Source organism: Bacteroides finegoldii DSM 17565, from assembly GCF_000156195.1.
In the GTDB taxonomy this organism is placed as follows: Bacteria; Bacteroidota; Bacteroidia; order Bacteroidales; family Bacteroidaceae; genus Bacteroides; species Bacteroides finegoldii.
In genome coordinates, this window is the sequence record NZ_GG688325.1 from 1 (window position 1) to 23,050 (window position 23,050).

The window sequence follows — 23,050 nt, forward strand, 5'->3', positions numbered from 1 at the left end:
ATGGATAGTCCCCACAAATATTTGTAGCGAGAGTTTTTTTATTTTCAATTACTTACTATTATAAGCCACCAACATCCAAACCAGTTTTTCCTGTTCTTTCAGATAATCGCTCATCATCGAAACGGTTACTTCGTCTCCGGCTTGAGAAGCGATAGACAGAATCTTGCGTTCCTCACCGATCAGATAGCTGATAGACTGGAGAATGCTGTTCAGAGCCTCGTCACCATTGCTCACCTTGTCCACTTCATTGATATTAGCCACTTTCAGATAATCACTGAATTTGTTGGCAGGAGTTCCGCCCAACATTAGGATTCGTTCTGCTATTTCGTCCACCTTTTCGGCTGTGTCGTCATACATCTTCTCGAACTGGCTATGGAGAACGAAGAAATTATGTCCTTTGATGTTCCAGTGGAAACCACGAAGATTCGTGTAATATACTTGGAAGTCCGCTAATAGTTGTTGCAAAGATGCTACTACGTTGTTTGCTCCCGATTCATTCAGCTTGATAAATTCTAAAGTTTTCATATTCGTTTTATTTTTAATGATTTATACTCGTTTTATTTTTTTTCTGTACTGCAAAGATAAGGCGTAAAATGCTTGCTGTCAAACTGAAAATTTCTATCTTTGCATAGATGAAATCTATAACTTTAAATAATTTGATAGATGACAATACAACAATTGGAATACATATTAGCGGTAGATCAGTTCCGGCATTTTGCCCGGGCGGCTGAATATTGCCGGGTGACACAGCCTACATTGAGTGCCATGATTCAGAAGTTGGAAGACGAGCTGGGTGTGAAGCTGTTCGACCGAACCGTGCAACCCGTTTGCCCTACTACTATCGGGCAAAAAGTGATTGATCAGGCACGGGTGATTTTAGCTCAGGCGGCTCAGGTAAAAGAGATAATCAGTGAAGAGAAACAATCATTGTCCGGCATATTCCGTTTAGGAGTATTGCCGACGGTAGCTCCTTACCTGCTTCCGCGTTTCTTCCCCCAATTGATGGAGAAGTATCCGGAGTTGGATATTCGGGTGACGGAAATGAAGACGCAGGATATTCAGCAGGCCTTGCATGCCGGAGATCTGGATGCGGGAATTATCGCCAGCAAGCTGGAGGATAGTTTTCTGACGGAAGAAACATTGTTTTACGAGCAATTTTATGCGTATGTATCCAAGAAAGAACCCTCCTTCAAACATGATGTTATCCGCACCTCCGATATAACCGGTGAACGGCTTTGGCTGTTGGATGAGGGACATTGCTTTCGCGACCAACTCGTTCGCTTTTGCCAGATGGAAGCGGTGAAAGTCAGTCAGATGGCCTATCGTCTGGGTAGTATGGAAACCTTCATGCGGATGGTGGAAAGCGGAAAAGGAATCACGTTTATCCCCGAACTGGCTGTCGTGCAGTTGACGGAAGAACAACGTAAACTAGTGCGGCCGTTCGCCATCCCGCGTCCTACACGCCAGGTTGTGTTGGCTACAAGCAAAGATTTCGTTCGCCACACTTTGCTTTGCGTCCTCAAGGAAGAGATAAAATCAGCGGTCCCTAAAGAAATGCTGACGTTGCAGTCTGTTCAGTGTTTACTGTAGTCTGTCAGCTCAGTGTTTGCCGTATCAACTTACTTTCGCCGTTTTATTCTTGAGCCATTGGCTTATTTCAGCTCCTTTGAAATAGATAATCAAGGAGCTGACAATAATAATCATTCCTGCCACTGTACTGAATGTGGGATATTCGTCCGGCAGCATAACCCAACTCAGTACTGCACCGAGAATGGGATTGATCAGCCTGCACATATTGATATCGCTGACTTTCGCTCCTTTGCTTTGCAAGGCGATAAACCAGAAGCTGAAGGCGAAGACCGAGATAAATACGAGAATGCCGAGACTGATATAGAATCCGCTTGGCTTTCCGATGAAAGAATGATAACCTTCCGTGCCCAATCCTACCATATATATAAGCAGTCCTCCGAAAAACATCTGTACGGCATTCAGGAAAATAGGATTCACCTTTCCCTTATCTTCCGAAACGGAGATGGCGGAATAGCCTTGAAAAATGATACTAAGCAGCAGAAGCACGATACCCGTAATTCCTTTCCAGTCGAGCGGCTCGCCGTCACTTCCCATTCCGATGATAAGGAACAGTCCGATAAGGCTGACAATGAGACTGATAATCTTATGCGCGTTTAGGCGGTCATCGCTTGCGAGCAGATGAGCCAACAATACATTGATAAGGGGAGTCATTCCCATGATGATAGACGAGATGGCCCCGCTTACAAAGTCCACGCCAAAATAAAAGGCCGTGTATCCCATAAACATATTGATAAGCACTAGGTTCAGAAATAGTTTGCTGTGTTGCCGTATTTCCTGCCACATTCCTTTGTGCCAGGTATATGCGAATAAGATAATCCCCACAGTCGTGAAACGGAGTCCGGCAAAATTCATGGGAGTGAAATCGTAGCTCAGCCCTTGTTTGATAAAGGGATTGACGATAGCCCATAGAACAGAGGCCAATATAGCATAAAAGAGTCCTTTTTTCATTTGAAATAATTCCTTTGTTTAAAAAATGTTGCAAAGATAGCTATAATTGTATAGATATACTTTGACTTTCAGACTTAATTGATTATTTTTGGAAAATAAACAATTAACAATATTGATTTACTATGAAGAAGTACATTTCAGAAATGATCGGGACAATGGTACTTGTCCTTATGGGATGTGGTAGTGCCGTTTTTGCGGGCAATATGGCGGGAACAGTAGGTGCCGGTGTGGGCACGGTAGGTGTGGCTTTGGCCTTTGGATTATCAGTAGTGGCGATGGCGTATGCTATCGGAGGCATTTCGGGATGTCATATTAACCCTGCTATCACTTTAGGGGTATTTCTGACAGGACGTATGAATGGAAAAGATGCAGGAATGTATATGCTTTTCCAAGTGATCGGAGCTATTATCGGCTCGGCTATTCTTTTTGCTTTGGTTTCTACCGGAGCCCATGACGGTCCTACGGTAACGGGATCGAACAGTTTTGGTGACGGGGAGATGTTACAGGCATTCATTGCGGAAGCGGTATTTACTTTCATTTTTGTATTGGTAGTGCTTGGTGCTACCGACTCGAAGAAGGGGGCAGGTAATTTGGCAGGACTTGCTATCGGCCTCACTCTGGTGTTGGTGCATATCGTATGTATTCCTATTACAGGTACTTCTGTCAATCCGGCACGCAGTATTGCTCCGGCATTGTTCGAGGGAGGAGAAGCCTTGTCGCAGTTGTGGCTATTCATCATTGCTCCTTTCGTCGGAGCTGCCTTGAGCGCTGTCGTATGGAATTATCTGGGAGATAAGAAATAACTCATAAAAAAGAAAGGGACGGCAGTTTCACAACTACCGTCCTCCTTTGCGTAATTAATATATTAAAAAAAAAGAGTGTTTTTCATTTTAGATTAGCAGATTAGGGAAATTTTACTTCATAAGTTTTAATGCCGCTATATAGGGTATTTACGCGGATTCTCAGTCCTTTCTTTCCTTCCATCCGGTCCTTGATTTTATCTAGCTTGAAAGATACGTATCCCTCACCCAAAGTCTGGGGATAGTCTCCCTCACTGTTGTGACGGAATTCAAGATTGATATATTCATCTTTTCCGCTACCGTCTTCTGTGGTAGGAGCGGCTTCCGCTTTGGGGATTACCAGATTCAGGAAATGTTTTTTATCTGCACTGTGCGTACCGTAGTATTGGTATTCAATCGTCAGATATTTGTTATCTTTGTTGATACGCATATCAGTAGTGTTTATTTTATCATCTCCGATTTTCTCTTCAGTATTTTCATCGTCATCCATCTCGACGATATCTTTTGTAAGTATTTCATTAATCTGTTTTACTTGCACATTGTAGTCATATCCGTTTACGGGAGTTTCCAGTTCGTTAAAAATGACAAAGGCGCGTTGCCCCTCTGCAAATTCCGCACTGTTCCATTCCTGGCCATTATTGGGATACATCTTTTCACCGTTATCGAGAGTGAAATAAAAATCCTTGCTATCCTGGCTGATTTTGTTGATCGTGCTGATAACCAGCAGGTCGGCCGGACCGTCGTTATCGTCCAGGCATGACTGAAGAATCAGCGTAGTGGTCATAATAGCAAAGATAAAGGCAATGAATTTAAATTTCTTCATATACATACTTAGGTTTTAGATTGATTAATTATTGCTTTGTATTGGAAAAATGCGTAGAGAACGGAAATATTGCATTCGAATCTGTTAAAGAAACAAAAGTGCAAAAAGAGTTGTTCTCTAGGTGCAGTATTTCTATCTTTGCTGCATTTATAAGGTAAACACGTGTATAGGAGAATGGAAGAATTTGAGTTGTCGGAACAATGCAGGCTAGGCAATAACCGTGCCCGCAAGGAGCTGTATGAGCAGTATGCGGGGCGTATGCTTGGAATTTGTCTTCGGTATATCGGCGACCGTGATACTGCCCAAGACCTGCTTCACGACGGTTTTATAAAGATATTCGATTCTTTCGACAAGTTCACCTGGCGGGGTGAAGGTTCCCTGCGGGCGTGGATGGAGAGGGTGATGGTCAACATTGCATTGCAGTATCTTCGCAAGAACGATGTAATGAATCAGTCGACACCCTTGGAAGAGCTGCCAGAGGAATATGAAGAGCCGGATACATCCGATGTAGAGGCGATTCCGCAAAAAGTGCTGATGCAGTTTATCGAAGAGTTGCCCGTCGGATACCGTACCGTGTTTAACCTTTATACCTTCGAAGACAAGTCGCATAAGGAAATTGCCCAAGCATTAGGTATCAATGAAAAATCTTCGGCTTCGCAACTGTTTCGCGCGAAGAGTGTATTGGCAAAAAGAGTAAAAGAATGGATAATGCATAATGGATAGATAGAGATGGAAGAGAAAGATTTGTGGATGAATAAGTTGAAGGAGAAGCTCGCGGATTATTCCGAGCCTGTACCTGCTTCCGGTTGGGAACAACTGGAGAAAGAGCTTATGCCTCCTGTGGAGAGGAGAATATATCCTTATCGAAGATGGATGATGGTTGCTGCAGCCGTTATATTACTGGCCGTTGTCTCGTCCGTAAGCCTGTATTTTCTGGGAACACCTGCTGCGGATCATATACGTAATACGCAAACTCCGGCATTGGCTTCTATGCCCGATGCGTTGCCGGGAGTGCAGCGACCGGATGTGCAGGGCTCTTCCGTGGAACCTGTATTGAGACCGGTGGCTCGTGAGAACCGGTTGGCGAAGGCGGCTCCTGCAGTTTCCGAACATAAGGCGATAGGAGACGAATTTGCAGTGGAGGAGGTTGAATCTGTTTCGGAAGAAGTTGAACCTACGGTGAAGGAAGAAGCGGAAAAGATGGAAGAAAAGCGTTCGGATATGACACAGACTGAGAATGATGACCGATCTACTGTCAGAAGACCTCGCCGACCTTCCGGTAAGGATAAATATCATATTCCGGCAGAGAAAGCGACTTCTCGAAAAGGGACATGGTCGATGGGGCTTTCAGTCGGCAATTCCGGAGGGGCTTCAACGGAAGTGGGGACAGGAATCAATCCTTACATGTCTCGTGTGAGTATGCTTTCTGTTTCAGACGGTTTGATGGAGATTCCTAACGACCAGACATTGGTTTTTGAGGGTGGAGTACCTTATCTGCTTCAAAAAGAAAGGCGGGTAGTAGACATTAAGCATCACCAACCCATCTCTTTCGGATTATCCGTCCGTAAAGCTTTGGCGAGAGGCTTTTCTCTTGAGACGGGGCTGACCTATACATTACTTTCTTCGGACGCGAAACTTGCGAATGAAGAACATCAGATAGAACAGAAGCTGCACTATGTCGGTATCCCATTGCGTGCCAACTGGAATTTTCTGGATAAGAAACTCGTGACTCTTTATGTATCCGGTGGTGGTATGGTCGAGAAGTGTGTTTATGGCAAGCTCGGTTCGGACAAGGAGACGGTGAAACCTCTGCAATTCTCGGTGTCCGGTGCGGTGGGTGCGCAGTTGAATGCCACGAAACATATCGGTATTTATGTAGAACCGGGTGTCGCTTACTATTTCGATGATGGTTCGGATATTCAGACGATACGAAAGGAGAATCCGTTCAATTTCAATATACAGGCGGGTGTCCGTTTAACTTATTAATCAGACTGTAACTATTCAAAATAATCATATTGATTGATAAAGGAAGTCTCTACTCCTGAAAGTCAGGGCTTTCTTCCTGTGTTCTGGATTGGTGCGGCTTTACTATCTGTTTTCTTTGCCTTATTGGTTTGGAATGCGAAGTCGAAAGAAGTGGATTAAAAGTGAGTACATTAGGTTAAAAATAAAGTCTTACTTTTCGAAGTATTAGTAACTATTTCGGGTGAGAGTTATTATAAGTCTTCCCGGAATAGTTTTTATTTAATAATTTAATGTGATTGTTTTATGAAACACGTATTTGACGATGAGTTATTTTGTTCGTTGAAAAACGAACTTAGTGAGGTAAGCGCACAGATTGATGCGCAAAGTGCAAAATTGATGGGTCTGATCGACCAAAAAAAAGAATATCCGCTCAACTGATTCGGGAAACGAAGTCGGAGATACCTGCTAGCATAGAATATCTGGGAGATCCGAAAAGATTCATCGCCATTATTCTGCGGGCTATTGATCAGAAGAGATTGACTTTCAATGGAACTGCTAATAGCGAACAGACTATCCGTTATTTAGCGACTGTGATAGACGTGATTAGCCCGAAAACTGGCAAGGTACTTAAGATAGAGACACTGGTATCTTATGCGAAGAAGATACATGCCGGAGAGATAGAGGGCTGTAAGGAAGGGGAGTTTGACTGGCTTGGATAAGCCAGGTTGCTGGATTTAGAAAAACATGGCGGGAAATTTGAAAAAGACGGTGGCTTTTTTCAGATTTTCCGCTGTCTTTTTCAGAAAGAGAATACAAAAGTGTGAGAGGTGTGAGAGAGAATTTTCAACTTTCTACTTTTCTATTATTTAATTCTATTATCTATATATTCAATTAAAAAAAATACAAATGTTACAAATCCTCTCTCACACCTCTCACACTTTCGTGGTAAATAGAATGAAAATAGATAAAAACAGGAAGTTTTGTTGTATAGTTGAACAACATCTCGTGTATTTGCAGTATGGAAAGGAAAATAATTGCATATAAAGGATGTTTTAAAGAGTTCTTAAATAGCTTGGATGCAAGCACCAAGATAAAATATTATATGTGCTAATGCTTTTGGAGACACAGGATAGGATACCTGTTAAGTTTATATCGGATAATGAATGTCTTAGGGTGTAGAATCGAATTTTCGATGGATTTGTAGGGATAAAAAATGCAGAGTTGTCAAAGATAACTCTGCATTTTTATTAGCTACTGTACCCAATCATGGGTCGCTCTTTTTATTCGTATAGCCTGTTCGATTTTACCTGTTCGGGGGCAATGACAAATACGGCATATCTTCTTCCATTTCTTCCCTTTTTAGACTCAAAATTATGCTTGACCATTACTTTGCCAATCTGGATCTTCGCTCCGATGGAATATTGATAACCGGTACGCTCACGGATCAGTTCGGCAATTTCGCTGACAGTGAGGTACTGTACCTTTTCAAACCGTTCCGGCTTGCGGATATGGGTGAGTACCAGTTCCTCTTCCGGTGAATGGAAAATGAAATCTTCATTATTCTTTTCGATCCGGTTGTTGTCCTCCTGCGTGAACCAATATTGATAACCCGGAGTGTTGAGCAAATGCTTTATCTGCGCATACAGTTGAGTATAATTGATTTTGATAAACTCGATGGAATCGGCATGGAAACAAAGGAAGCGGCGGTTGCCTGTCGTGTCGTGAAGAATCTCCTGATAGTTGCACGTTCCGGCAAAGGAGGCGGTGTGTGGGAAGTTCTGCGAGCGGCGTGCGTACGGGAGACGGATACTGATTACTTTACGGGTCACCAAATCCTTGAATGTATTCAGATCGCGCCCGCTCATTCCTTCGAATTCGTCAAGGTTGATAAGCATTGATTGCGCTATTTTGGCCAAATCGTCTTTACTGTTCGGATTGATAAGGCCGGTAGAAAGATAAGTGCGCAGTTCGGGCGGAAGCAGGTTGTTGATAAAGGTTGTCTTGCCGATATTCTGCACCTCGCTGCATAGCAAAAGCACGGTGTGGTTGACGACATCGTCTTGGGTGGCGGCAGCACACATCCCTACCAGATAACGCTCCAGGCACTCCGTCCAGAAACTTTGGTGGTTGGTACGGACACTGTCCGCCAGAATACGGATATAATCTGTCCCGTCCCATTCGGGAAGTTCCTTAAAATACTCGCGGATAGGGTGGTAGCTGCTACTGAAATCGGAGTAAATCAGATTCTGAATCATCTTCACGTTGCAGGCATAGCCCAGCTCATTCATCTCCATCCAAATGCTGTTCTCCATCCTGTCATCAAGAATGCGGAAAGGATCCGGCTGCTCTGTTTCGGAAACCCTCCGGCGATATTCCATGATGTGAAGCAACTCGTTATAGCGCGTCTCATAACACTCGCTGATATGCTGTTCTATTTGCAGCATTCGTTTTTGGGTACTGTTCAGCTTGTTCGTATTGAACTCCTCCGTATGTGCATAAGCACTGGCAATCAGCGAATCCGTTTCCTCCGTCGGGAGGTCGGTAAACAGGCTCTTTATGAAAGCTGCCGCTTCCTGTTCGGGAATGCCGTGACGGTTGTATTTGCACGCCAGATGATGCAGGTAATTGTTGCGGTTTCCTTCGGTGTATTTTTCCGACTTGTTGTGATAGTAGTTCAGAGTCACCATTAATGAAGCGTGTGAGGAATGATAGTTGAGCGCGGTCTCTTCACTGACCGGATTGTTGTCCGTTTCCTGCTTTTTCCTTCCGGGTGTTTTCTTCTTCTTTTGCGTTTTATAGAACAGAGGGGGCTGTTCCACGATGAAGGGAGTGGCGTCACGATTGAAATAGATGCCCGGATCGTATGACAACAGACAGGTACGCCCCACATCCTGACCGGAGGTGTCAATCTCGGTCTGGCAAAGTTGGGAGTAAAAAGAAGCGACCTTATTGTAGGCTGCATTGTGGAAATCTTCTATTTCCTGAATGGTGTCGGGCAATGTCCCGTCCGGCCGTTGTGTGTGCGCTATGATTTTCAGTCCCATACCTTTGGGGCTGATAAAGGCGATTCGGGTGTAGCTGCACGCTCTCACCGTTTGCAGGATACGCGCTAACTCTTCTTTACTCAAATGGTCTATATCTATCACGATATATCCCAGATATTTGACAAGGGTCGCATTGGAACGGCCACCCCGATAATTGGCGGAGAATGTGACGGAAGGCAGTTTCTTCTTCTCTTCGTTTGCAGCTTTCTCTCCCTGCTCCAGGAAGATGCGTCGTACGCTTTCTACTGTGTTACGATACTTTGGACTACCGATGGCAGATACGATTTCTTCTTCGGTCATTTCTGCTATGATGCGATAGAAGTCAAGAAAAATGTTGAATTGATTCATTTCTTTAGTTTACTTTTTTAGTCGGCTGCGAAATAACTCTTTTGCAGCGAGATGTAACGAAACTTTCGGGAAAATAGTGAAAAGTTCTTTCAGGGCTCTCCCAGATATTGCACGATGGTAGCCACCTGTTTGGGAGAGAGCAGGCGGTTGCGTGCACGGTAACCCTCCGCTTCCAGTTCGTGTAGGAGAGGGAGGTTGAAGAGAATCCATCTCCGGAGAATTTGTAAAGCAACTTTGATGCATACGGTAGGGTTGTAAAGATGTGCCAGCTCTGCTTTCGTATAGGTGCGGATGATGAAGAGGTTTTCTTTGTTATTCATAACTGATTGTTCTTGTTGTATGCTATAAAGTTACTGAAAATAAACGGTTTGAGAAAGGAATAACTTCACTTTTATTCATTGGAAATCAAGAAACTTCATTCGAGATCAAGAAACTTCGTTGGGGAACAGGGAGTGTGGAAGAGGTTGTATCTTTGTGTCGTTAACAAGAAGGAAATGCATTTCTAATGTACAAAAACTTTAAAATTATTTTAGTATGGCAATGACAGTTTCTTATTCAGTAGTGCCGCGTAAGAATCCTGCAAAAAAGGATGAACCGGCTAAGTATTATGCCCAAGCGCAATCAGCGGGCGAGTTGGATTTTGAAGAGTTGTGTGAGGCGATCACCAGTCGTTCCACCTGTACGGAAACGGATGTGCGTGCCTCGATTTCCGGTATTCTTTATGAGGCGAAGCGTTCGTTGAAGGCGGGGCGTATTGTGCGGCTGGGTGATTTGGGTAGTTTGCAGATCGGGTTGACCAGTGAGGGAGCAGAGTCGGTTAAGGAGTTCGCCACTTCGATGATCAAGGGAGCGCATATCATTTTCCGTCCGGGAAAACAGTTGGCGGAATTGCTGAAGATTCTTAGTTATCAGCAAGTGCGTACACGCGCGGCTGCCCAGTCGGGCGATGGAAGCGATGGCGGCAACGGTGACGGAGGTAGTGGCAACGGTGACGGAGGTAGTGGTGATAAAGGTGACGGTGGGTCCGGTGATGGCGGATCGGACAACAACGGAGAAGCTCCGGATCCGGCTGAATAATAGTACTAACATTAATTTGGTAAAAATATGAAAGAGATCGTAAGTAAAATCCTGGAGGTGATTATGTGCCTCATTCCTTTCTTCGGAAAGGGAAAACGTGAAAGAGTAGTGAGGGAAGTGCGTTATAATGCTACGCACAAGGAGGTGTGCAACGTGAAAACAACGGAAAGGGCGAAGGAAGATGAGAAAGATTAGTCTGATTGTCATTCATTGTTCCGCCACCCGTGCCGACCGTGATTTTACGGCAAAGGATGTGGATACGGCTCACCGTTTCAGGGGATTCTCGTGCTGGGGGTATCACTATTACGTGCGTAAGTCGGGGCAGATAGAACCGATGCGGGACGAGGATATGGTAGGTGCTCATGCGCGTGGCTACAACTCGATCAGTTTGGGTGTGTGCTTTGAAGGCGGATTGGACGCGAACGGGAAACCGGCAGATACACGCACCCCACGTCAGAAAGAGGCTTTGCATCGCTTGGTGAGAGAGTTGTTACAGCGTTATCCTGAAGCGAAAGTTGTGGGACACCGGGATCTGAGTCCTGATACGAATTATAACGGAATCGTGGACCCGTGGGAACGGATCAAAGAATGCCCCTGTTTCGAGGTGATTGAAGAATTTGAGAGTTGAGAATGGAGAGTTGAGAGTTGGCTGCGCACTGTTATACTGCATGGTTAACTCTCAATTCTCAACTCTCAATTCTCAACTTCTTCAACTAATTGACCACCACAGTAGTGAAATATTCTTTAAATACCTCCGCGGCTTTTTCAAGTTGTTCGGGGGTATTTTCTTTTACGTCTTTCAGCTTGTATTCCTGCTCCATCGCTTCATACTTATGTACGCCTAATGTATGATAAGGCAGGATTTCCACTCGTTGCACCATCTTATATTTTCCCAGAGCCTCTCCTAAACGGCGGATATCTTCTTCGAAATCGCTGTAGCCGGGCACTAATACATAACGCAGCCAGAAAGGTTTCTCGTTTTCTTCCAGCCATGCTGCCGTGCGGATGGTTTGCTCGTTACTTCTTCCGGTCAGTGCCTGATGGCGTGCCGGATTGAACTCTTTAATATCCAGCAATACAAGATCCGTCAGTTTGAAAAGTTCTTCTACTTCTTCGTTCCAGATACCGCCGTTGCTGTCTATGCATACATGCATTCCCTTTTCTTTCAGTTCACGCACTAAAGGGACTAGTGCTTTGGCTTGAAACGTAGGTTCTCCTCCGGAGAAAGTGACTCCTCCGCGTTTCCCGAAAAAAGGACGTTGGCTCATAGCCATGCGGACGATTTCTTCCGGTGGAGTAGGTGTGCCTCCTTTCCCGGCTATTGTGTCAGGGTTGGCGCAATACAGGCAGCGGAAATTGCATCCTTGAAGAAAAACGACGAGCCGTAAGCCCGGCCCGTCGAATGTTCCCATACTTTCGTATGAATGTACGTTTATCGTCATATTGAGTAGATCTGATTACATTCGTTCGTGGAAGCTACGGCTGATAACCTCCAATTGGTGTTCGCGGCTCAACTTCACGAAGTTTACGGCATAACCGGAAACGCGGATGGTAAGCTGCGGGTATTTTTCCGGATGTTCCATCGCATCATAAAGCATTTCACGGTTCAGAACATTCACGTTCAGGTGGTGAGCGCCTTTGGTGAAGTAACCATCCATCATTGTTACCAGATTTTCGATACGGTCTTCTTCAGTGGCTCCCAATGATTTCGGAACAATGGAGAACGTGTTGCTGATACCGTCTTGAGAGTCGCGGTAACGAAGTTTCGCTACGGAACTCAAAGAAGCGATAGCACCGTTCTTGTCGCGTCCGTGCATCGGGTTGGCTCCCGGAGCAAAAGCGACACCTTTGGCGCGTCCGTCGGGAGTAGCACCTGTTTTCTTGCCATACATCACGTTGGAAGTGATGGTGAGCAAAGACAGAGTAGGACGGGCATTCTTGTAAACCGGAAGTTTCTTCAATTCTTCACTGAAGAAATATACCAGGTCGACACCCAGGTGGTCTACCTTGTCGTTGTCATTTCCGAAGCAAGGGAACTCACCTTCGATATCGAAACCTTCCGTCAGACCGATGTCATTGCGGCGTGCGGTTACTTTCGCATATTTGATAGCCGACAGTGAATCGAGCGCGATGGAGAGTCCGGCTACACCGTAAGCGAGGTTGATGCGCGGGTTCGTATCTACAAGCGCCATCTGGGCTTTCTCGTAGTAATACTTGTCGTGCATATAGTGGATGATGTTCATCGCTTCGTTGTAAACACGTGCGATTTCTGTCAATACCTTCTTGTAGTTGCTCATTACTTCTTCGAAGTTGAGAACATCACTTGTCAGTACGGGGATGTTTTTCACCATTACCGTACCGGTGTTCTCACAACGTCCGCCGTTGATGGCAAGCAGCAGGGCTTTCGCCAGGTTGCAGCGTGCACCGAAGAACTGGATCTGCTTTCCGATTTCCTGGTAAGACACGCAGCAGGCGATTCCGTAGTCGTCAGACTGGCGCACTTCACGCATCAGGTCGTCGTTCTCATACTGGATGGAAGAAGTGTCGATAGAAACTTTAGCACAGAATTCTTTGAACGCTTCCGGCAGTTCCGGGCTCCACAGTACAGTCAGGTTCGGTTCCGGTGAAGGACCGAGATTGTACAATGTCTGCAAGAAACGGAAAGAAGTCTTTGTAACCTTCGTGCGTCCGTCGTTGAGACGGCCTCCCAGAGATTCGGTTACCCAAGTCGGGTCGCCGGCAAAGATATCGTTGTAGGATTGCATACGCAGGTGGCGTACCATACGCAGTTTGATGACAAACTGGTCGATCAGCTCCTGTGCGAAAGACTCGGTGATGGTTCCTTTGCTCAATTCATATTCCATGTAGATATCGAGGAAAGAAGAAACATTACCCAATGACATGGCTGCTCCGTCTTGTTCTTTCACGGCAGCCAGATAAGCCATGTACACCCATTGTACGGCTTCCTGTGCGGTATAGGCGGGACGGCTCAAGTCGAGACCGTAGTATTCGCCCAGCACCTTCATATCCTTCAATGCCTTGATCTGTTCCGCTACTTCTTCGCGCAGACGGATGCGGGATTCGGTCATCGGGCCGGTCAGGTTGCGGAGGTCTTCTTTCTTGGCCTCTATCAGTCGGTCGATACCGTAAAGAGCCATACGGCGGTAGTCACCGATGATACGTCCGCGCGCATAGTTGTCGGGCAGTCCGGTGAGGAATCCCAATGAGCGGAACGAACGGATTTCTTCTGTATATACGTCGAATACTCCGTCATTGTGCGTCTTACGGTAATGAGTGAAAATATCTTTTACGCGGTCGTCCACTTCGACACCGTTTTCGTGACACGCCTTGCTTACTACGTTGATACCCCCGAAAGGTTTGATGGCACGCTTCAGCAGTTCGTCTGTCTGCAGACCGACGATCAGTTCGTTTTCCTTGTCGATATATCCCGCTTTGTGGGAAGTGATGGTAGATACGGTAACATTATCCAGTGCGCGGACACCGTTGTTTGCTCTCTCTTCAGCCAATGCTTCGAGGCAGCGGTTCCATACAGCTTTTGTGCGTTCGGTAGGTCCTTCGAGGAAAGATGCATCTCCGTAGTACGGAGTGATATTATGACTTACGAAATCTCTTACGTTGATTTCGCTGCTCCAAAGACCGTCTTTAAAGATCTTATTTAATTCCATAAATGATAAAATTAGAGGTTGTAGTTATCCTTTTCTTTAGAGCGCACAAAGTTACAATCATTTTTCATATAATCAGCATAAATATACTCTGATTTTATGCTGTCCAACATAAAATACCTATAAATTGCTATCTTTTAGAAATAGATGGCTGATTTTTTTTAGAGAAACTCTTGCATATTTGAAATATCTTCGTACCTTTGCACCGCTTTTGACGAAAAGCACTCCTGATAAAGGAGTTTTGGAGAGGTGGCAGAGTGGTCGATTGCGGCGGTCTTGAAAACCGTTGAAGGTAACACTTCCCGGGGTTCGAATCCCTGTCTCTCCGCTGAACGTGCTGGACAGAAATGGTCAGCAAACGGACAAAAAGCTACAAATCAATGATTTGTGGCTTTTTTTTATTGCCCGAAAGTCCTGCTTCCAAGACTTCAAAAGTACGGTAAAAGACAAAGTTTCGTTACTAAATCGTTACCTATTCCCCGCCGGACAAAAACGGTAACGATTTGTCCATAAATGACCTGATAATGACTTGATTAGTCCATAGTCTGCATAACTCGAAAACGAGAGGTAAAAATTAATTTTGCAACTAAAAAAAGTGAGTTATGAAATCGACATTCAAGGTTCTTTTTTATTTGAAGAAAGGTTCTGAAAAGAAAAACGGCGAGGTTATGATTATGGCACGCATCACCATAGACGGCAAACTTTGCCAGTTCAGTACGAAACAGAGCATCCAGCCCGACAACTGGAGCATTACTGCGGGCAAAGCCAAAGGCAGGGATGCCGGGAGGATAAACGCCCTTTTGGACGACATACGTTCTTCCCTGAATACCATTTACCACGAAATGCAGCGGCGTGACAATTACGTGACCGCCGAGAAAGTGAAAAACGAGTTCTTGGGACACAGCGAGAGCCACGAAACAATCCTTTCATTGTTCCAAAAGCACAATGACGATGTGAAGCAGCTTGTAGGCATATCCAAGACGATAGCGACCTACCGCAAGTATGAAGTGACCCGCCGCCACCTCGCTGAATTTATCCAAAGCAAGTACAACGTATCGGACATATCCATAAAGGAGATAAGCCCGATGTTCATTACCGATTTTGAGTTGTATTTGCGTACCGCCTGCAAGTGCGGCTACAACACCACCGCCAAGTTCATGCAGTTCTTCAAGCGTATCATCATCATCGCCCGTAACAACGGCATACTGGTGGGCGACCCTTTCGCCAGCTACAAAATCCGGCTGGAAAAAGTGGACAGGGGTTATCTGACAGAGGACGAGATTAAAATTATCCTTAAAAAGAAAATGGTTTCCGAACGGCTGGAACACGTCAGGGACTTGTTCGTCTTTTCCTGTTTCTGCGGTCTGGCATACAGCGATGTCGCCAATTTGCGGCAGGAGAATATCCAAAAGTCTTTTGACGGCAACCTTTGGATAATCACCAAGCGGGTAAAGACCAACACGGACGTGAATGTCCCCCTGCTGGATATTCCCAAGATGATTTTGAAGAAGTACAAGGGCAAGTTGCCGGACGGCAAGATACTTCCCGTAATCAGCAATCAGAAGCTAAACGCCTACTTGAAAGAGATTGCCGATATATGCGGTATTAAAAAGAACCTGACATTCCACCTTGCCCGGCACACGTTCGCCACGACCACCACGCTGTCAAAGGGCGTACCCATTGAAACGGTGTCCAAGATGCTGGGACACACAAACATAGAAACTACGCAAATCTACGCCCGCATCACCAACAGCAAGATAGGCAGCGATATGCAGGGGCTTGACAAGAAGTTTGTCGGCATTGAGAAGATTTACAAGGAAGTTGCCATGTAATCTTGATTATATGGAACTGGTCACAATTTGTGACCAGTCCTTACTATTATTCCAACATTGCTAAATCTCCTAAAATATACGATTATGGATTTGCAGATTATCCAAAACAAGATTTTTGAGGTCAGAAGTTGCCGGGTGATGCTCGATTATCATTTGGCAGAACTCTACCAAGTGGAAACACGAGCCTTGAAGCAGGCGGTCAAGCGCAATATCGAGCGTTTTCCGGGTGATTTTATGTTTGTACTCACCCAAGAGGAAGCTAACTTGCTGTTATCCATAGGGGTATCACAAAATGTGATACCCCCTGCTTACAACTTCGGCGTTGCTATGCCTATGGCTTTCACCGAGCAGGGCGTAGCCATGCTTTCTTCGGTTCTCCGCTCCAAAGTAGCCATAGAAGTAAACATTTCAATCATGCGGGCTTTTGTCCTCATGCGCCAAATGGCAATCGGTTACGAGGAACTGTCAAGGCGCATCGAGGAACTGGAGGTAAGCACCGATGCGCAGTTCAACGAACTGTACCAAGTCCTTACCCAGCTTTTGAGCCAGTCGAAACAACAGAAAGAACGCCGTCCGGTAGGTTTCGTTACCTATAACCGTGGCAAGAACGAATAGGTAACGATTTCGGTAACGAAATTCCACTTAATAACCTATATCCCAGCATTGTACATTCTTCCACCTTGCGGGCAGTCTACCGACTACCCGCATTTTTTATATCCTTTTCCAACTGGCACATTTCCCGAAACGCCAGCCGTGCGTGGCATGGCTGACTGTATTTCGTGAAAAGAGCCGTTGGAAACCCGCACAAGCGTATTGCAAGCAAGCTCACAACACCCTTGCCTTTCCCGCCCGCATGGAGTGTTCCCTAAAAGATGAAAGAGAACAGGCACTTTTCCCCAGTTTCCCTATTTGTAAATCTTCCTCTTACGCAGTCCCCCAGCCGGGACAGTCGTTTTAATCATTTCAATAGGCAAAGGTAGTTACGTGTTCTTCACGATTTTGCAAGGTCGAGCCGTTCCGGTTTGGCGAAAAAATCTTCCCTGCCTTGCGAGGTATTTTTTGCCCAAAACCTTGCAAACTCTAAACACTACCCTTTTACGCCTATGTGAAACGAAAACGACCGACCCGACCGGAAGACGCATAAAAAAAAAGTCGGATTTACGGGAAACAGGAAAAAAATTCAGTGAAACTTCAACTCCCTCACCTCTCAAATCCGCATAAAATTAAAAACTTAAAAAATTACAGCAATATGGAAGCAAAGGTATTATCGGAAGCAAAAGTTTATGTAGGCACTTATGCCAAGTACAACAACGGTTCATTGTCCGGCGCATGGCTCGACCTTTCGGACTATTCGGACAAGGAAGAATTTTATGAAGCCTGCCGGGAACTTCACAAGGACGAGGAAGATGCGGAATACATGTTTCAGGACTGGGAGAACGTGCCGGAGGGCTTAATCGGCGAAAGCTGGATTTCTGAAAACTTCTTCGCCCTGCGTGATGCGGTGGAGGATTTGAGCGACACCGAGCAGGAAGCCTTTTTCGTGTGGTGCAACTATAAAAGCCATGATTTGGGCGAGGAAGATGCGGACGACCTTGTACGTGATTTCCGGGACGAGTATCTGGGTCAATATGACGATGAAGAAGATTTCGCCTATGAAATTATCGAGGAATGCTACGACCTGCCGGAGTTCGCAAAGACCTATTTCGATTATGAAAAGTTCGCCCGTGACCTTTTTATGTGCGATTACTGGTTTGATGACGGTTTTGTGTTCCGTGCGGCATAACAACCAATCCGGGCGGGGTGTCAAAGCCCTGCCCGTTAAAAACGACCAAGCGATGAAACGGAAAAGCATTTATAAAATCCTTTGGCGGGTGTTGCTGCTCTGCCTTGCATGGCGGTTTACCAGCGTAGCCGGAGCAGGCACGGCGATAACGGCGTATATCGTGTTTTGTGCCGCCCGTTTCCTGCTCCGGGTCTGCCTTTCAGCCCTTTATGCGCTGGGCGTGGCTCTGCTTTTCCTGCTGTTGCTTTCTTTACTGATATTATAACCATTAAAAAAAATAGAACATCATGCAGTCACTTAACAAAAACGGGGTAAGCATTACCCAAACACCGGGAGAAGAAAAGTTCGTGAAATGCTGTTTAGGGGCTTTCAGGGGACAAATTTATTATCAATATGACTACCGCCACACGGACGGCGAACTTTTCAGCACGGTAGCCAAAACGCTGGACGAGTGCCGCCGCAGGCGTGACGAATGGATAGCGAAGAAGAACGGAGTAATAAACAAGTAAATTTTAGGGACATGAAAACAACAGAAGTAAACAAGGAGCTTATCGGCAGGCGTTGCGAGTGCATTTTTACGGGCTTAATGGTAACGGGCGTTATCGAGGACACAGAAGAAAACGAACACACCATAGAGGTAAAAGTCCGTTTCGACCACCCGCACCAGTGGGGCGATGATTTGTATAATGATGTGTGGGCGTGGGGGCGCAAAATAGACGAGTTCGGCACGCTGCACCATTTGCAACTGTTGGAGGATAAACCGGACTTTCAGATAATGACGGTAGTTTTCGGCGAACCAATCAGCCGGATAGACCGCAGTGTTTTTGAAGATGTTGCAACGTGGGGTGTCTGTTCCCTGCAAGGCTGGGTAAACAGCTATGAAAGTGTCCGGTTTGTAGCTATAGACGACCATACGGCAATCATCACGGGCGAATATAACATGGAGCAGGTAAAGGTGTGGTTAGAGAAATACACGTCCATAAAGAGCCTTAAAACCAGTTGATAGAAAACGGCGGCTGCTTGCCGCCGTTACTTTCTTCCGTGAGCCTGCCAGCGGGTGAAGAAAGTAACAAAGAAGCCTTTCGTTTTCCCTATCATGGAAACATCCCGCCGATGCTTCCCGGCGGGATGTCTGCCCGATATTTACGCTTTGCGTATCATTCCATACCCGGTTTCCCAAGAGGATGATAAAAACGAATGTCGCAACTATAAATCCTCATAGTGAATAAATTTTACACCAAGTATGCACACGGTTTCTTCTTCCTCGATGTCATATTTCCATGTCCGTTTATTGACAAGCATTTCCGTGTCGCAATCGAACCATTCCATTACAGGCGCATCATCTTCTTCGTCCGCCCATTTGAAAACCTGATTGGACGGCGTTTTCCATAATTCAGCACTGTCACGTTCGGAAATACAGTCCTTGTCCATAATGATGATGTCACCTACTGCCGGAACTGTATCTGTTTCCAACGTGGTTTCTATGTACCACGAGATGCCTTCTATATCCAATTCTATTTTTACCATGTCGTTTTATTATTAGGGGGTTATTGTTTCCGTTTCTTCTTCGCTGTTGTCATTATTGAATGATAGTGTAAGTTGCTGCATCTGCCCGAAGCTGTCGATGATATAAATGTCAATCGTCTGCTGGTCGGTCGATGCCGAGGTGTAGTAGAGCCAGAACGTTTCTTTCTCCAGCGGGTAGAGGTCATTGGGCAGGAACACCGTGCCGTTATCCATTTCCAGCTTCCCTTTGCCGTCCGGCTGGAAATACCTTATCTGATAGGTAGTCGGCTGGTAATAGCCGCCACGCACCAGTCGGCAGCGTATTTCGGCGGTTTCCCCGACTTTCAGCCTTTTGGGTACTGGCAGTGTTTCGATGCTGAACGGGTACGCCTGCTGAATATCCAAGTTGTCATTACAGGCGGTGACAAGCACGAGGGCGGCCACGATGTAGCAGCCCATGATGATTTTATACATTACATTCTTCATATACATTATTATATAGCGGTCAGTTGATAATGAATTTCAGTCCCAAAGATACCTGCGTGTGGAACTTGCCTATGTCCGAGCCGAACAACGCCCGTTCCCTTGCACTGACAAGCAAGGCTATCCGGTCGGTCAGGTAGGCTTCCAGTTCCAGCGTCAGCGCACCGCCGTAGATGAAGCAATCCTTATCCAGCAAGGTAGAGCCGTCCGGCAGCAGCTTTTCGCTTCGGTTGCTTGTTTCGTACCCGGCGAGAGCCGACAATCCCAATGAAAGGAAAAAAGTCTTTCGCCTGTCCGATAGGAATTTCAGGTAATAGCCGCCCTCTGCGGTGAACTGTTCTACGGGTATCTGCATATCCTTGTAGTCATACTTCTTGTGCAGGTATTCGCCGCCAATCACCCAGCGGTTGGCGTTCTTGGTGTAAACGCTGTACGCCGCCCCGATGTGGTAGGCAAAATCCGTGTCGGAGTTCCAATGCACCCCGTCCGCCATGCCCGCCGTGACTTGCAAGCCTTTCATGCCCGGCAGGTATCTTTGCGCATGTGCCTGAAACGAGGTCAGGCACAGCGCAAAGAGCATCATTATAAAGATGTGTCTTTTCATTCCCTATTTGATTTTTAGTTCGTCAATCACTTCTGCGTTCACGATGTCGGCGTTCTCCACCCGTATGGTCTGATGCCGCCCGCCGTTCTTCTCGTAGAGTTCCACGACCAGCAGCTTGTCGTCAGGAATGGTGAACTTCGGCAGGGCGTACACCGTGCGCACGGTACTTTTTCCTGCAATCTCTATCACCTCGTTGTAGCTACGTACCGCATCCAGCACCGTTTCCTGAATAGCCGTGCGCTTGGGTACTTTCTTATCGGTTATCTTAAACTTGATGAAGTCGGTATCGAAAGGCACGTTGGAACTGTTCTTTGTCTGCGTGTGTACATAGAGCATCCCGTTATAGGTGTAAATCCCCTTGATTAAGAACTGTATGCCGAAACGCTTGCTACCCAAGTGGCGCACTTTCCGGTCATTGTTCTTGTAGATGCTCTGCATTATCAGTTTCACCAATAGCGGGCTTTCATTCCCCAGTTCCCGGAAATAGATGTTCATCCGGGTATGTGAGAAGTCGGACGTATCTTCATTCTCCAAGAAGTCTTTCATTTCGATGTTGAGCATTTCCGGTTCACGGGCGTACTTGGCGTTGAACGAAAAGAAACTGCCGTCCTCGCAGATAACGGAGAAGTTCGTTTCTCCCGGAAAGCCCTCTGTCGTGGCTTTCACCCTGATTACGTTCTCCGCACCGTCCGCCTTACCCGCTATGATATGGTTGCTTCCCAAATCGACATAGCGGACGGCGGCGGGGAAGATGATATGCACCGTCTTGGCAAAGGTCACTTCCACGCCGTAGGGCGTAACCATTTGGCGGTACGGGAGTTTCCGGGTAATCCCCCGGTACAAGTCGTTGCCAGCCGCATACTTCACGGTGTCAGTGGTTTGTGCGTTTGCCGCACACACGCCCAGCAAGAGGGCGAACATTACAAAAATCTGTTTCATTGCTAATTGAAATTTTAACGGTTGATAAAATGGTTATTGTTGTTTGGCGTAAAGCATCACCCTGTACCCGGCTTTCAGCTTCACTTTCACGGTTCGGAACTTCTTGGCGAGGTAGCCGGACGTTCCTTGCAGCAATCCCCTTGTCACGTCCATAGCCACCTGCTGCCCGGCACTTTGGGCAAAGGAAATGCTTGTACCCAGCCCGCTTCCGATATTCGCCATAGCTTCGTTGAACGCTTCCTGCTCCATAGAGGACGGGACGGACAGCCCCTTTTGCCCGTCCGTGTCGAACACGGCGAGTTCCACCGGGATGATGTTGCCAGCGTACTCAATCGAGGACACCAGTATGTCAAGCCGCTCGCCCTGCACCTTTGCCGTCCCCGCCACGAGGGTATTCTTCGGCACGACTATGTTCCCCGCCTGCATGGGTTCGAGCAGCCGTAGTTTCACCGCCTGCCCGTCCGTCAGGGTTTGGTCTTGGTGGATGCAGGCGGCTACCGTGTTCTTTCCCATAGCGTACCCCGTGCCTACTGCCGTGTTGAAGCCGTAGTTTCGTGGCTGGCTGTAAGCCCGGATGAAGTCGGCATCGCTCATGGGCTGCCGCAATCCCGAAACGGTCGTTTCCCTGACAGCCTGCACCGCCACCGCATCCGGCTTGCGGTCAATGTCGCCCGTTACCGGGACTTGTGCGACTTGTCCCTGCCCGCCGTTCATGTACTTTGCCGCCAGCTCGTAGGACTTTTCCAAGAGTGCCATTTGGTCGTCAGCGGTGGGTGTGGCGTTCTGTTGTTGCAGCCTATCGGTCAGTTCCGCTACCTGCCGCTTCAAGTCCTCTTTTTCCTCGTCCACCGCCGGAGTTTCATAGAACGTGCTTAACTGGCGGTTGATGTCCCGGTAAGCGTATGCCGAAGAAGCACCGCCGCCCCTTTGGGGCTTCGCATCCTCTTCCGGCATCAGGTCGATTTCCGCTTGCGGTTCTTCCGCTTCATCGTTCCCGGTGAAACCGAAGTCCTGCAAGGACTGTATCTTCTCCTGCTGCCTGCGGCTTATCATCGCCTGTTCGTAAGCCTTTTGCTTGTCGGCTATAATCCCGTCCTCTGCGGGCAGGGGTATGTCGGCGTTGAAGCCGCCCACGCTTTCCACGTTCACGTCCTCTTTGCCGGAGGGTGCGAATATCAGGTACATGCACCCGGCAAAGGCAAGGAACATCAGCGGGAAGACTATCATTTTCCTGCGCTGCTGCACCTGCTGCGGGGTAAGTTCCCGTTTGGGTTTATCTTCCTTTTTCGGCTTCCCGTCCGCCTGCGGTACGGTCGTGCCGTTCTCATTCTTCTGTACTTCTTCCATATTGCGGTCTGTTTAAGGGGTTGATACTTTTGGTTGTGTCGTTGCCGTGCAACGGCAGTTGCCTGATGTGTTCTATTTGCAGCCGCCTGCCGTCCCGCTTCCCGATGTTGTAGATTGATGAAACGGTAATGTAGATAGACAAGCCGCCAAGGAAGAAGAACATCACGAGGATAACCGCCAGCCTTTTGCCCGGCGTAATCCGTCCGCACATTCGGCGCAGGCGGTCGTCCGCCCAGTCCCGCACCTTTCCGATGTAGTTTCGTTTTCTTTCCATAAGG

General features: G+C 46.8%; 29 protein-coding genes and 1 tRNA gene. 17 read left to right on the plus strand and 13 right to left on the minus strand.

Annotated elements, in window-relative coordinates; translation table 11 throughout:
* Window positions 1-48: 48 nt before the first annotated feature.
* Window positions 49-525: a Dps family protein gene (locus BACFIN_RS08700; protein ID WP_007754058.1), complete on the minus strand. Its 477-nt coding sequence runs from the start codon at window positions 523-525 to the stop codon at window positions 49-51.
* Window positions 526-663: 138 nt separating this feature from the next.
* Here BACFIN_RS08700 and BACFIN_RS08695 point away from each other — a divergent pair, with 138 nt between their 5' ends.
* Entirely contained in the window at window positions 664-1,590 is a 927-nt protein-coding gene (locus tag BACFIN_RS08695; RefSeq protein WP_007754061.1) for a hydrogen peroxide-inducible genes activator, read from the plus strand.
* Window positions 1,591-1,614: 24 nt separating this feature from the next.
* Here BACFIN_RS08695 and BACFIN_RS08690 read toward each other — a convergent pair whose 3' ends face one another.
* Complete coding sequence (locus BACFIN_RS08690) at window positions 1,615-2,538, minus strand: DMT family transporter (protein WP_007754063.1); 924 nt, start codon at window positions 2,536-2,538, stop codon at window positions 1,615-1,617.
* A gap of 122 nt (window positions 2,539-2,660) precedes the next feature.
* On the opposite strand from BACFIN_RS08690, the gene BACFIN_RS08685 reads away from it, so the two are divergent.
* Window positions 2,661-3,341: an MIP family channel protein gene (locus BACFIN_RS08685; RefSeq protein ID WP_007754064.1), complete on the plus strand. Its 681-nt coding sequence runs from the start codon at window positions 2,661-2,663 to the stop codon at window positions 3,339-3,341.
* Between the two features lie 100 nt (window positions 3,342-3,441).
* Here the strand turns inward: BACFIN_RS08685 and BACFIN_RS08680 are convergent, their stop codons facing one another.
* Window positions 3,442-4,161, minus strand: coding sequence for a NigD1/NigD2 family lipoprotein (locus BACFIN_RS08680; RefSeq protein WP_032839669.1), 720 nt, complete (start codon window positions 4,159-4,161; stop codon window positions 3,442-3,444).
* A 174-nt stretch (window positions 4,162-4,335) separates the two neighbouring features.
* Here BACFIN_RS08680 and BACFIN_RS08675 point away from each other — a divergent pair, with 174 nt between their 5' ends.
* The 5 genes from BACFIN_RS08675 to BACFIN_RS0219925 all read left to right on the plus strand — a co-directional run bounded on the left by BACFIN_RS08675 (window position 4,336) and on the right by BACFIN_RS0219925 (window position 6,845).
* Entirely contained in the window at window positions 4,336-4,884 is a 549-nt protein-coding gene (locus BACFIN_RS08675) for an RNA polymerase sigma factor (RefSeq protein ID WP_007754074.1), read from the plus strand.
* A gap of 6 nt (window positions 4,885-4,890) precedes the next feature.
* Window positions 4,891-6,147: a porin family protein gene (locus tag BACFIN_RS08670; RefSeq protein ID WP_007754078.1), complete on the plus strand. Its 1,257-nt coding sequence runs from the start codon at window positions 4,891-4,893 to the stop codon at window positions 6,145-6,147.
* A gap of 33 nt (window positions 6,148-6,180) precedes the next feature.
* Window positions 6,181-6,306, plus strand: coding sequence for a hypothetical protein (locus BACFIN_RS23600; protein ID WP_007754082.1), 126 nt, complete (start codon window positions 6,181-6,183; stop codon window positions 6,304-6,306).
* Between the two features lie 123 nt (window positions 6,307-6,429).
* Window positions 6,430-6,564, plus strand: a complete 135-nt coding sequence (locus BACFIN_RS23605) for a hypothetical protein (protein ID WP_007754083.1) — start codon at window positions 6,430-6,432, stop codon at window positions 6,562-6,564.
* A gap of 98 nt (window positions 6,565-6,662) precedes the next feature.
* Window positions 6,663-6,845, plus strand: a complete 183-nt coding sequence (locus BACFIN_RS0219925) for a hypothetical protein (RefSeq protein WP_007754084.1) — start codon at window positions 6,663-6,665, stop codon at window positions 6,843-6,845.
* 561 nt (window positions 6,846-7,406) lie between these two features.
* Here BACFIN_RS0219925 and BACFIN_RS08665 read toward each other — a convergent pair.
* Both BACFIN_RS08665 and BACFIN_RS08660 read right to left on the minus strand, forming a co-directional pair.
* Window positions 7,407-9,518 (minus strand): BT4734/BF3469 family protein, encoded by a 2,112-nt coding sequence (locus BACFIN_RS08665; RefSeq protein ID WP_007754091.1) that lies wholly within the window; start codon window positions 9,516-9,518, stop codon window positions 7,407-7,409.
* Window positions 9,519-9,607: 89 nt separating this feature from the next.
* The gene (locus tag BACFIN_RS08660) at window positions 9,608-9,838 is read right to left on the minus strand and encodes a DUF4248 domain-containing protein (RefSeq protein WP_007754094.1); all 231 of its coding nucleotides are present in this window, start codon (window positions 9,836-9,838) and stop codon (window positions 9,608-9,610) included.
* Window positions 9,839-10,052: 214 nt separating this feature from the next.
* Between BACFIN_RS08660 and BACFIN_RS08655 the strand changes: the two genes are divergently transcribed.
* The 3 genes from BACFIN_RS08655 to BACFIN_RS08650 are packed head-to-tail and all read left to right on the plus strand — an operon-like array spanning window position 10,053 to window position 11,223.
* Window positions 10,053-10,595: an HU family DNA-binding protein gene (locus BACFIN_RS08655; RefSeq protein WP_007754096.1), complete on the plus strand. Its 543-nt coding sequence runs from the start codon at window positions 10,053-10,055 to the stop codon at window positions 10,593-10,595.
* A 27-nt stretch (window positions 10,596-10,622) separates the two neighbouring features.
* On the plus strand, window positions 10,623-10,790 hold the full coding sequence (locus BACFIN_RS23015) for a hypothetical protein (protein ID WP_007754099.1): 168 nt from the start codon (window positions 10,623-10,625) through the stop codon (window positions 10,788-10,790).
* On the plus strand, window positions 10,777-11,223 hold the full coding sequence (locus BACFIN_RS08650; RefSeq protein ID WP_007754101.1) for an N-acetylmuramoyl-L-alanine amidase: 447 nt from the start codon (window positions 10,777-10,779) through the stop codon (window positions 11,221-11,223). Before BACFIN_RS23015 ends, BACFIN_RS08650 begins: the two co-directional genes overlap by 14 nt.
* An 85-nt stretch (window positions 11,224-11,308) precedes the next feature.
* Here BACFIN_RS08650 and pflA read toward each other — a convergent pair whose 3' ends face one another.
* Complete coding sequence (gene pflA, locus BACFIN_RS08645) at window positions 11,309-12,037, minus strand: pyruvate formate-lyase-activating protein (protein ID WP_032839646.1); 729 nt, start codon at window positions 12,035-12,037, stop codon at window positions 11,309-11,311.
* 15 nt (window positions 12,038-12,052) lie between these two features.
* The gene (pflB, locus tag BACFIN_RS08640; protein WP_007754103.1) at window positions 12,053-14,281 is read right to left on the minus strand and encodes a formate C-acetyltransferase; all 2,229 of its coding nucleotides are present in this window, start codon (window positions 14,279-14,281) and stop codon (window positions 12,053-12,055) included.
* A gap of 240 nt (window positions 14,282-14,521) precedes the next feature.
* On the opposite strand from pflB, the gene BACFIN_RS08635 reads away from it, so the two are divergent.
* The 7 genes from BACFIN_RS08635 to BACFIN_RS08605 all read left to right on the plus strand — a co-directional run bounded on the left by BACFIN_RS08635 (window position 14,522) and on the right by BACFIN_RS08605 (window position 18,896).
* Window positions 14,522-14,606 (plus strand) — tRNA-Ser (locus BACFIN_RS08635).
* A 274-nt stretch (window positions 14,607-14,880) separates the two neighbouring features.
* Complete coding sequence (locus BACFIN_RS08630) at window positions 14,881-16,110, plus strand: site-specific integrase (protein WP_007478215.1); 1,230 nt, start codon at window positions 14,881-14,883, stop codon at window positions 16,108-16,110.
* An 84-nt stretch (window positions 16,111-16,194) separates the two neighbouring features.
* Window positions 16,195-16,725 (plus strand): ORF6N domain-containing protein, encoded by a 531-nt coding sequence (locus tag BACFIN_RS08625; protein WP_007754106.1) that lies wholly within the window; start codon window positions 16,195-16,197, stop codon window positions 16,723-16,725.
* A 634-nt stretch (window positions 16,726-17,359) separates the two neighbouring features.
* A complete protein-coding gene (locus tag BACFIN_RS08620) occupies window positions 17,360-17,893 on the plus strand; it encodes an antirestriction protein ArdA (protein WP_007754113.1) in 534 nt (177 codons plus the stop codon).
* A 52-nt stretch (window positions 17,894-17,945) separates the two neighbouring features.
* Entirely contained in the window at window positions 17,946-18,158 is a 213-nt protein-coding gene (locus tag BACFIN_RS08615) for a hypothetical protein (protein ID WP_007754115.1), read from the plus strand.
* Between the two features lie 22 nt (window positions 18,159-18,180).
* Window positions 18,181-18,402, plus strand: coding sequence for a DUF3873 domain-containing protein (locus BACFIN_RS08610; RefSeq protein ID WP_007754116.1), 222 nt, complete (start codon window positions 18,181-18,183; stop codon window positions 18,400-18,402).
* An 11-nt stretch (window positions 18,403-18,413) separates the two neighbouring features.
* The gene (locus BACFIN_RS08605) at window positions 18,414-18,896 is read left to right on the plus strand and encodes a DUF7258 domain-containing protein (protein WP_028728958.1); all 483 of its coding nucleotides are present in this window, start codon (window positions 18,414-18,416) and stop codon (window positions 18,894-18,896) included.
* Between the two features lie 203 nt (window positions 18,897-19,099).
* Here the strand turns inward: BACFIN_RS08605 and BACFIN_RS08600 are convergent, their stop codons facing one another.
* Genes BACFIN_RS08600 through BACFIN_RS08575 form a run of 6 tightly spaced genes read right to left on the minus strand, consistent with a single transcriptional unit; the run spans window position 19,100 to window position 23,046 of the window.
* On the minus strand, window positions 19,100-19,420 hold the full coding sequence (locus BACFIN_RS08600) for a hypothetical protein (protein ID WP_007754121.1): 321 nt from the start codon (window positions 19,418-19,420) through the stop codon (window positions 19,100-19,102).
* A gap of 12 nt (window positions 19,421-19,432) precedes the next feature.
* A complete protein-coding gene (locus tag BACFIN_RS08595; RefSeq protein WP_007754124.1) occupies window positions 19,433-19,891 on the minus strand; it encodes a DUF3872 domain-containing protein in 459 nt (152 codons plus the stop codon).
* 13 nt (window positions 19,892-19,904) lie between these two features.
* Window positions 19,905-20,486, minus strand: coding sequence for a conjugal transfer protein TraO (locus BACFIN_RS08590; RefSeq protein ID WP_007754126.1), 582 nt, complete (start codon window positions 20,484-20,486; stop codon window positions 19,905-19,907).
* A 3-nt stretch (window positions 20,487-20,489) separates the two neighbouring features.
* Window positions 20,490-21,425, minus strand: coding sequence for a conjugative transposon protein TraN (traN, locus tag BACFIN_RS08585; RefSeq protein WP_007754128.1), 936 nt, complete (start codon window positions 21,423-21,425; stop codon window positions 20,490-20,492).
* Window positions 21,426-21,458: 33 nt separating this feature from the next.
* On the minus strand, window positions 21,459-22,772 hold the full coding sequence (traM, locus tag BACFIN_RS08580) for a conjugative transposon protein TraM (protein WP_007754131.1): 1,314 nt from the start codon (window positions 22,770-22,772) through the stop codon (window positions 21,459-21,461).
* Window positions 22,750-23,046, minus strand: coding sequence for a TraL conjugative transposon family protein (locus BACFIN_RS08575; RefSeq protein ID WP_007754134.1), 297 nt, complete (start codon window positions 23,044-23,046; stop codon window positions 22,750-22,752). The genes traM and BACFIN_RS08575 overlap by 23 nt, the downstream gene beginning before the upstream one ends.
* Window positions 23,047-23,050 lie beyond the last annotated feature (4 nt).

What these genes read in the sequence shown, in the direction of transcription:
- BACFIN_RS08700 (WP_007754058.1), bottom strand. Translation starts at nt 525, where the DNA reads ATGAAAACTTTAGAATTTATCAAGCTGAATGAATCGGGAGCAAACAAC.
- traM (WP_007754131.1), bottom strand. Translation starts at nt 22,772, where the DNA reads ATGGAAGAAGTACAGAAGAATGAGAACGGCACGACCGTACCGCAGGCG.
- BACFIN_RS08665 (WP_007754091.1), bottom strand. Translation starts at nt 9,518, where the DNA reads ATGAATCAATTCAACATTTTTCTTGACTTCTATCGCATCATAGCAGAA.
- BACFIN_RS08610 (WP_007754116.1), top strand. Translation starts at nt 18,181, where the DNA reads ATGCAGTCACTTAACAAAAACGGGGTAAGCATTACCCAAACACCGGGA.
- BACFIN_RS08675 (WP_007754074.1), top strand. Translation starts at nt 4,336, where the DNA reads ATGGAAGAATTTGAGTTGTCGGAACAATGCAGGCTAGGCAATAACCGT.
- BACFIN_RS08650 (WP_007754101.1), top strand. Translation starts at nt 10,777, where the DNA reads ATGAGAAAGATTAGTCTGATTGTCATTCATTGTTCCGCCACCCGTGCC.
- BACFIN_RS08615 (WP_007754115.1), top strand. Translation starts at nt 17,946, where the DNA reads ATGAAACGGAAAAGCATTTATAAAATCCTTTGGCGGGTGTTGCTGCTC.
- BACFIN_RS08600 (WP_007754121.1), bottom strand. Translation starts at nt 19,420, where the DNA reads ATGGTAAAAATAGAATTGGATATAGAAGGCATCTCGTGGTACATAGAA.
- BACFIN_RS08590 (WP_007754126.1), bottom strand. Translation starts at nt 20,486, where the DNA reads ATGAAAAGACACATCTTTATAATGATGCTCTTTGCGCTGTGCCTGACC.
- BACFIN_RS08660 (WP_007754094.1), bottom strand. Translation starts at nt 9,838, where the DNA reads ATGAATAACAAAGAAAACCTCTTCATCATCCGCACCTATACGAAAGCA.
- BACFIN_RS23605 (WP_007754083.1), top strand. Translation starts at nt 6,430, where the DNA reads ATGAAACACGTATTTGACGATGAGTTATTTTGTTCGTTGAAAAACGAA.
- pflB (WP_007754103.1), bottom strand. Translation starts at nt 14,281, where the DNA reads ATGGAATTAAATAAGATCTTTAAAGACGGTCTTTGGAGCAGCGAAATC.
- BACFIN_RS08595 (WP_007754124.1), bottom strand. Translation starts at nt 19,891, where the DNA reads ATGTATATGAAGAATGTAATGTATAAAATCATCATGGGCTGCTACATC.
- BACFIN_RS08690 (WP_007754063.1), bottom strand. Translation starts at nt 2,538, where the DNA reads ATGAAAAAAGGACTCTTTTATGCTATATTGGCCTCTGTTCTATGGGCT.
- BACFIN_RS08680 (WP_032839669.1), bottom strand. Translation starts at nt 4,161, where the DNA reads ATGAAGAAATTTAAATTCATTGCCTTTATCTTTGCTATTATGACCACT.
- BACFIN_RS08630 (WP_007478215.1), top strand. Translation starts at nt 14,881, where the DNA reads ATGAAATCGACATTCAAGGTTCTTTTTTATTTGAAGAAAGGTTCTGAA.
- BACFIN_RS08670 (WP_007754078.1), top strand. Translation starts at nt 4,891, where the DNA reads ATGGAAGAGAAAGATTTGTGGATGAATAAGTTGAAGGAGAAGCTCGCG.
- BACFIN_RS08695 (WP_007754061.1), top strand. Translation starts at nt 664, where the DNA reads ATGACAATACAACAATTGGAATACATATTAGCGGTAGATCAGTTCCGG.
- BACFIN_RS08685 (WP_007754064.1), top strand. Translation starts at nt 2,661, where the DNA reads ATGAAGAAGTACATTTCAGAAATGATCGGGACAATGGTACTTGTCCTT.
- traN (WP_007754128.1), bottom strand. Translation starts at nt 21,425, where the DNA reads ATGAAACAGATTTTTGTAATGTTCGCCCTCTTGCTGGGCGTGTGTGCG.
- BACFIN_RS08605 (WP_028728958.1), top strand. Translation starts at nt 18,414, where the DNA reads ATGAAAACAACAGAAGTAAACAAGGAGCTTATCGGCAGGCGTTGCGAG.
- pflA (WP_032839646.1), bottom strand. Translation starts at nt 12,037, where the DNA reads ATGACGATAAACGTACATTCATACGAAAGTATGGGAACATTCGACGGG.
- BACFIN_RS08620 (WP_007754113.1), top strand. Translation starts at nt 17,360, where the DNA reads ATGGAAGCAAAGGTATTATCGGAAGCAAAAGTTTATGTAGGCACTTAT.
- BACFIN_RS08655 (WP_007754096.1), top strand. Translation starts at nt 10,053, where the DNA reads ATGGCAATGACAGTTTCTTATTCAGTAGTGCCGCGTAAGAATCCTGCA.
- BACFIN_RS23015 (WP_007754099.1), top strand. Translation starts at nt 10,623, where the DNA reads ATGAAAGAGATCGTAAGTAAAATCCTGGAGGTGATTATGTGCCTCATT.
- BACFIN_RS08625 (WP_007754106.1), top strand. Translation starts at nt 16,195, where the DNA reads ATGGATTTGCAGATTATCCAAAACAAGATTTTTGAGGTCAGAAGTTGC.
- BACFIN_RS08575 (WP_007754134.1), bottom strand. Translation starts at nt 23,046, where the DNA reads ATGGAAAGAAAACGAAACTACATCGGAAAGGTGCGGGACTGGGCGGAC.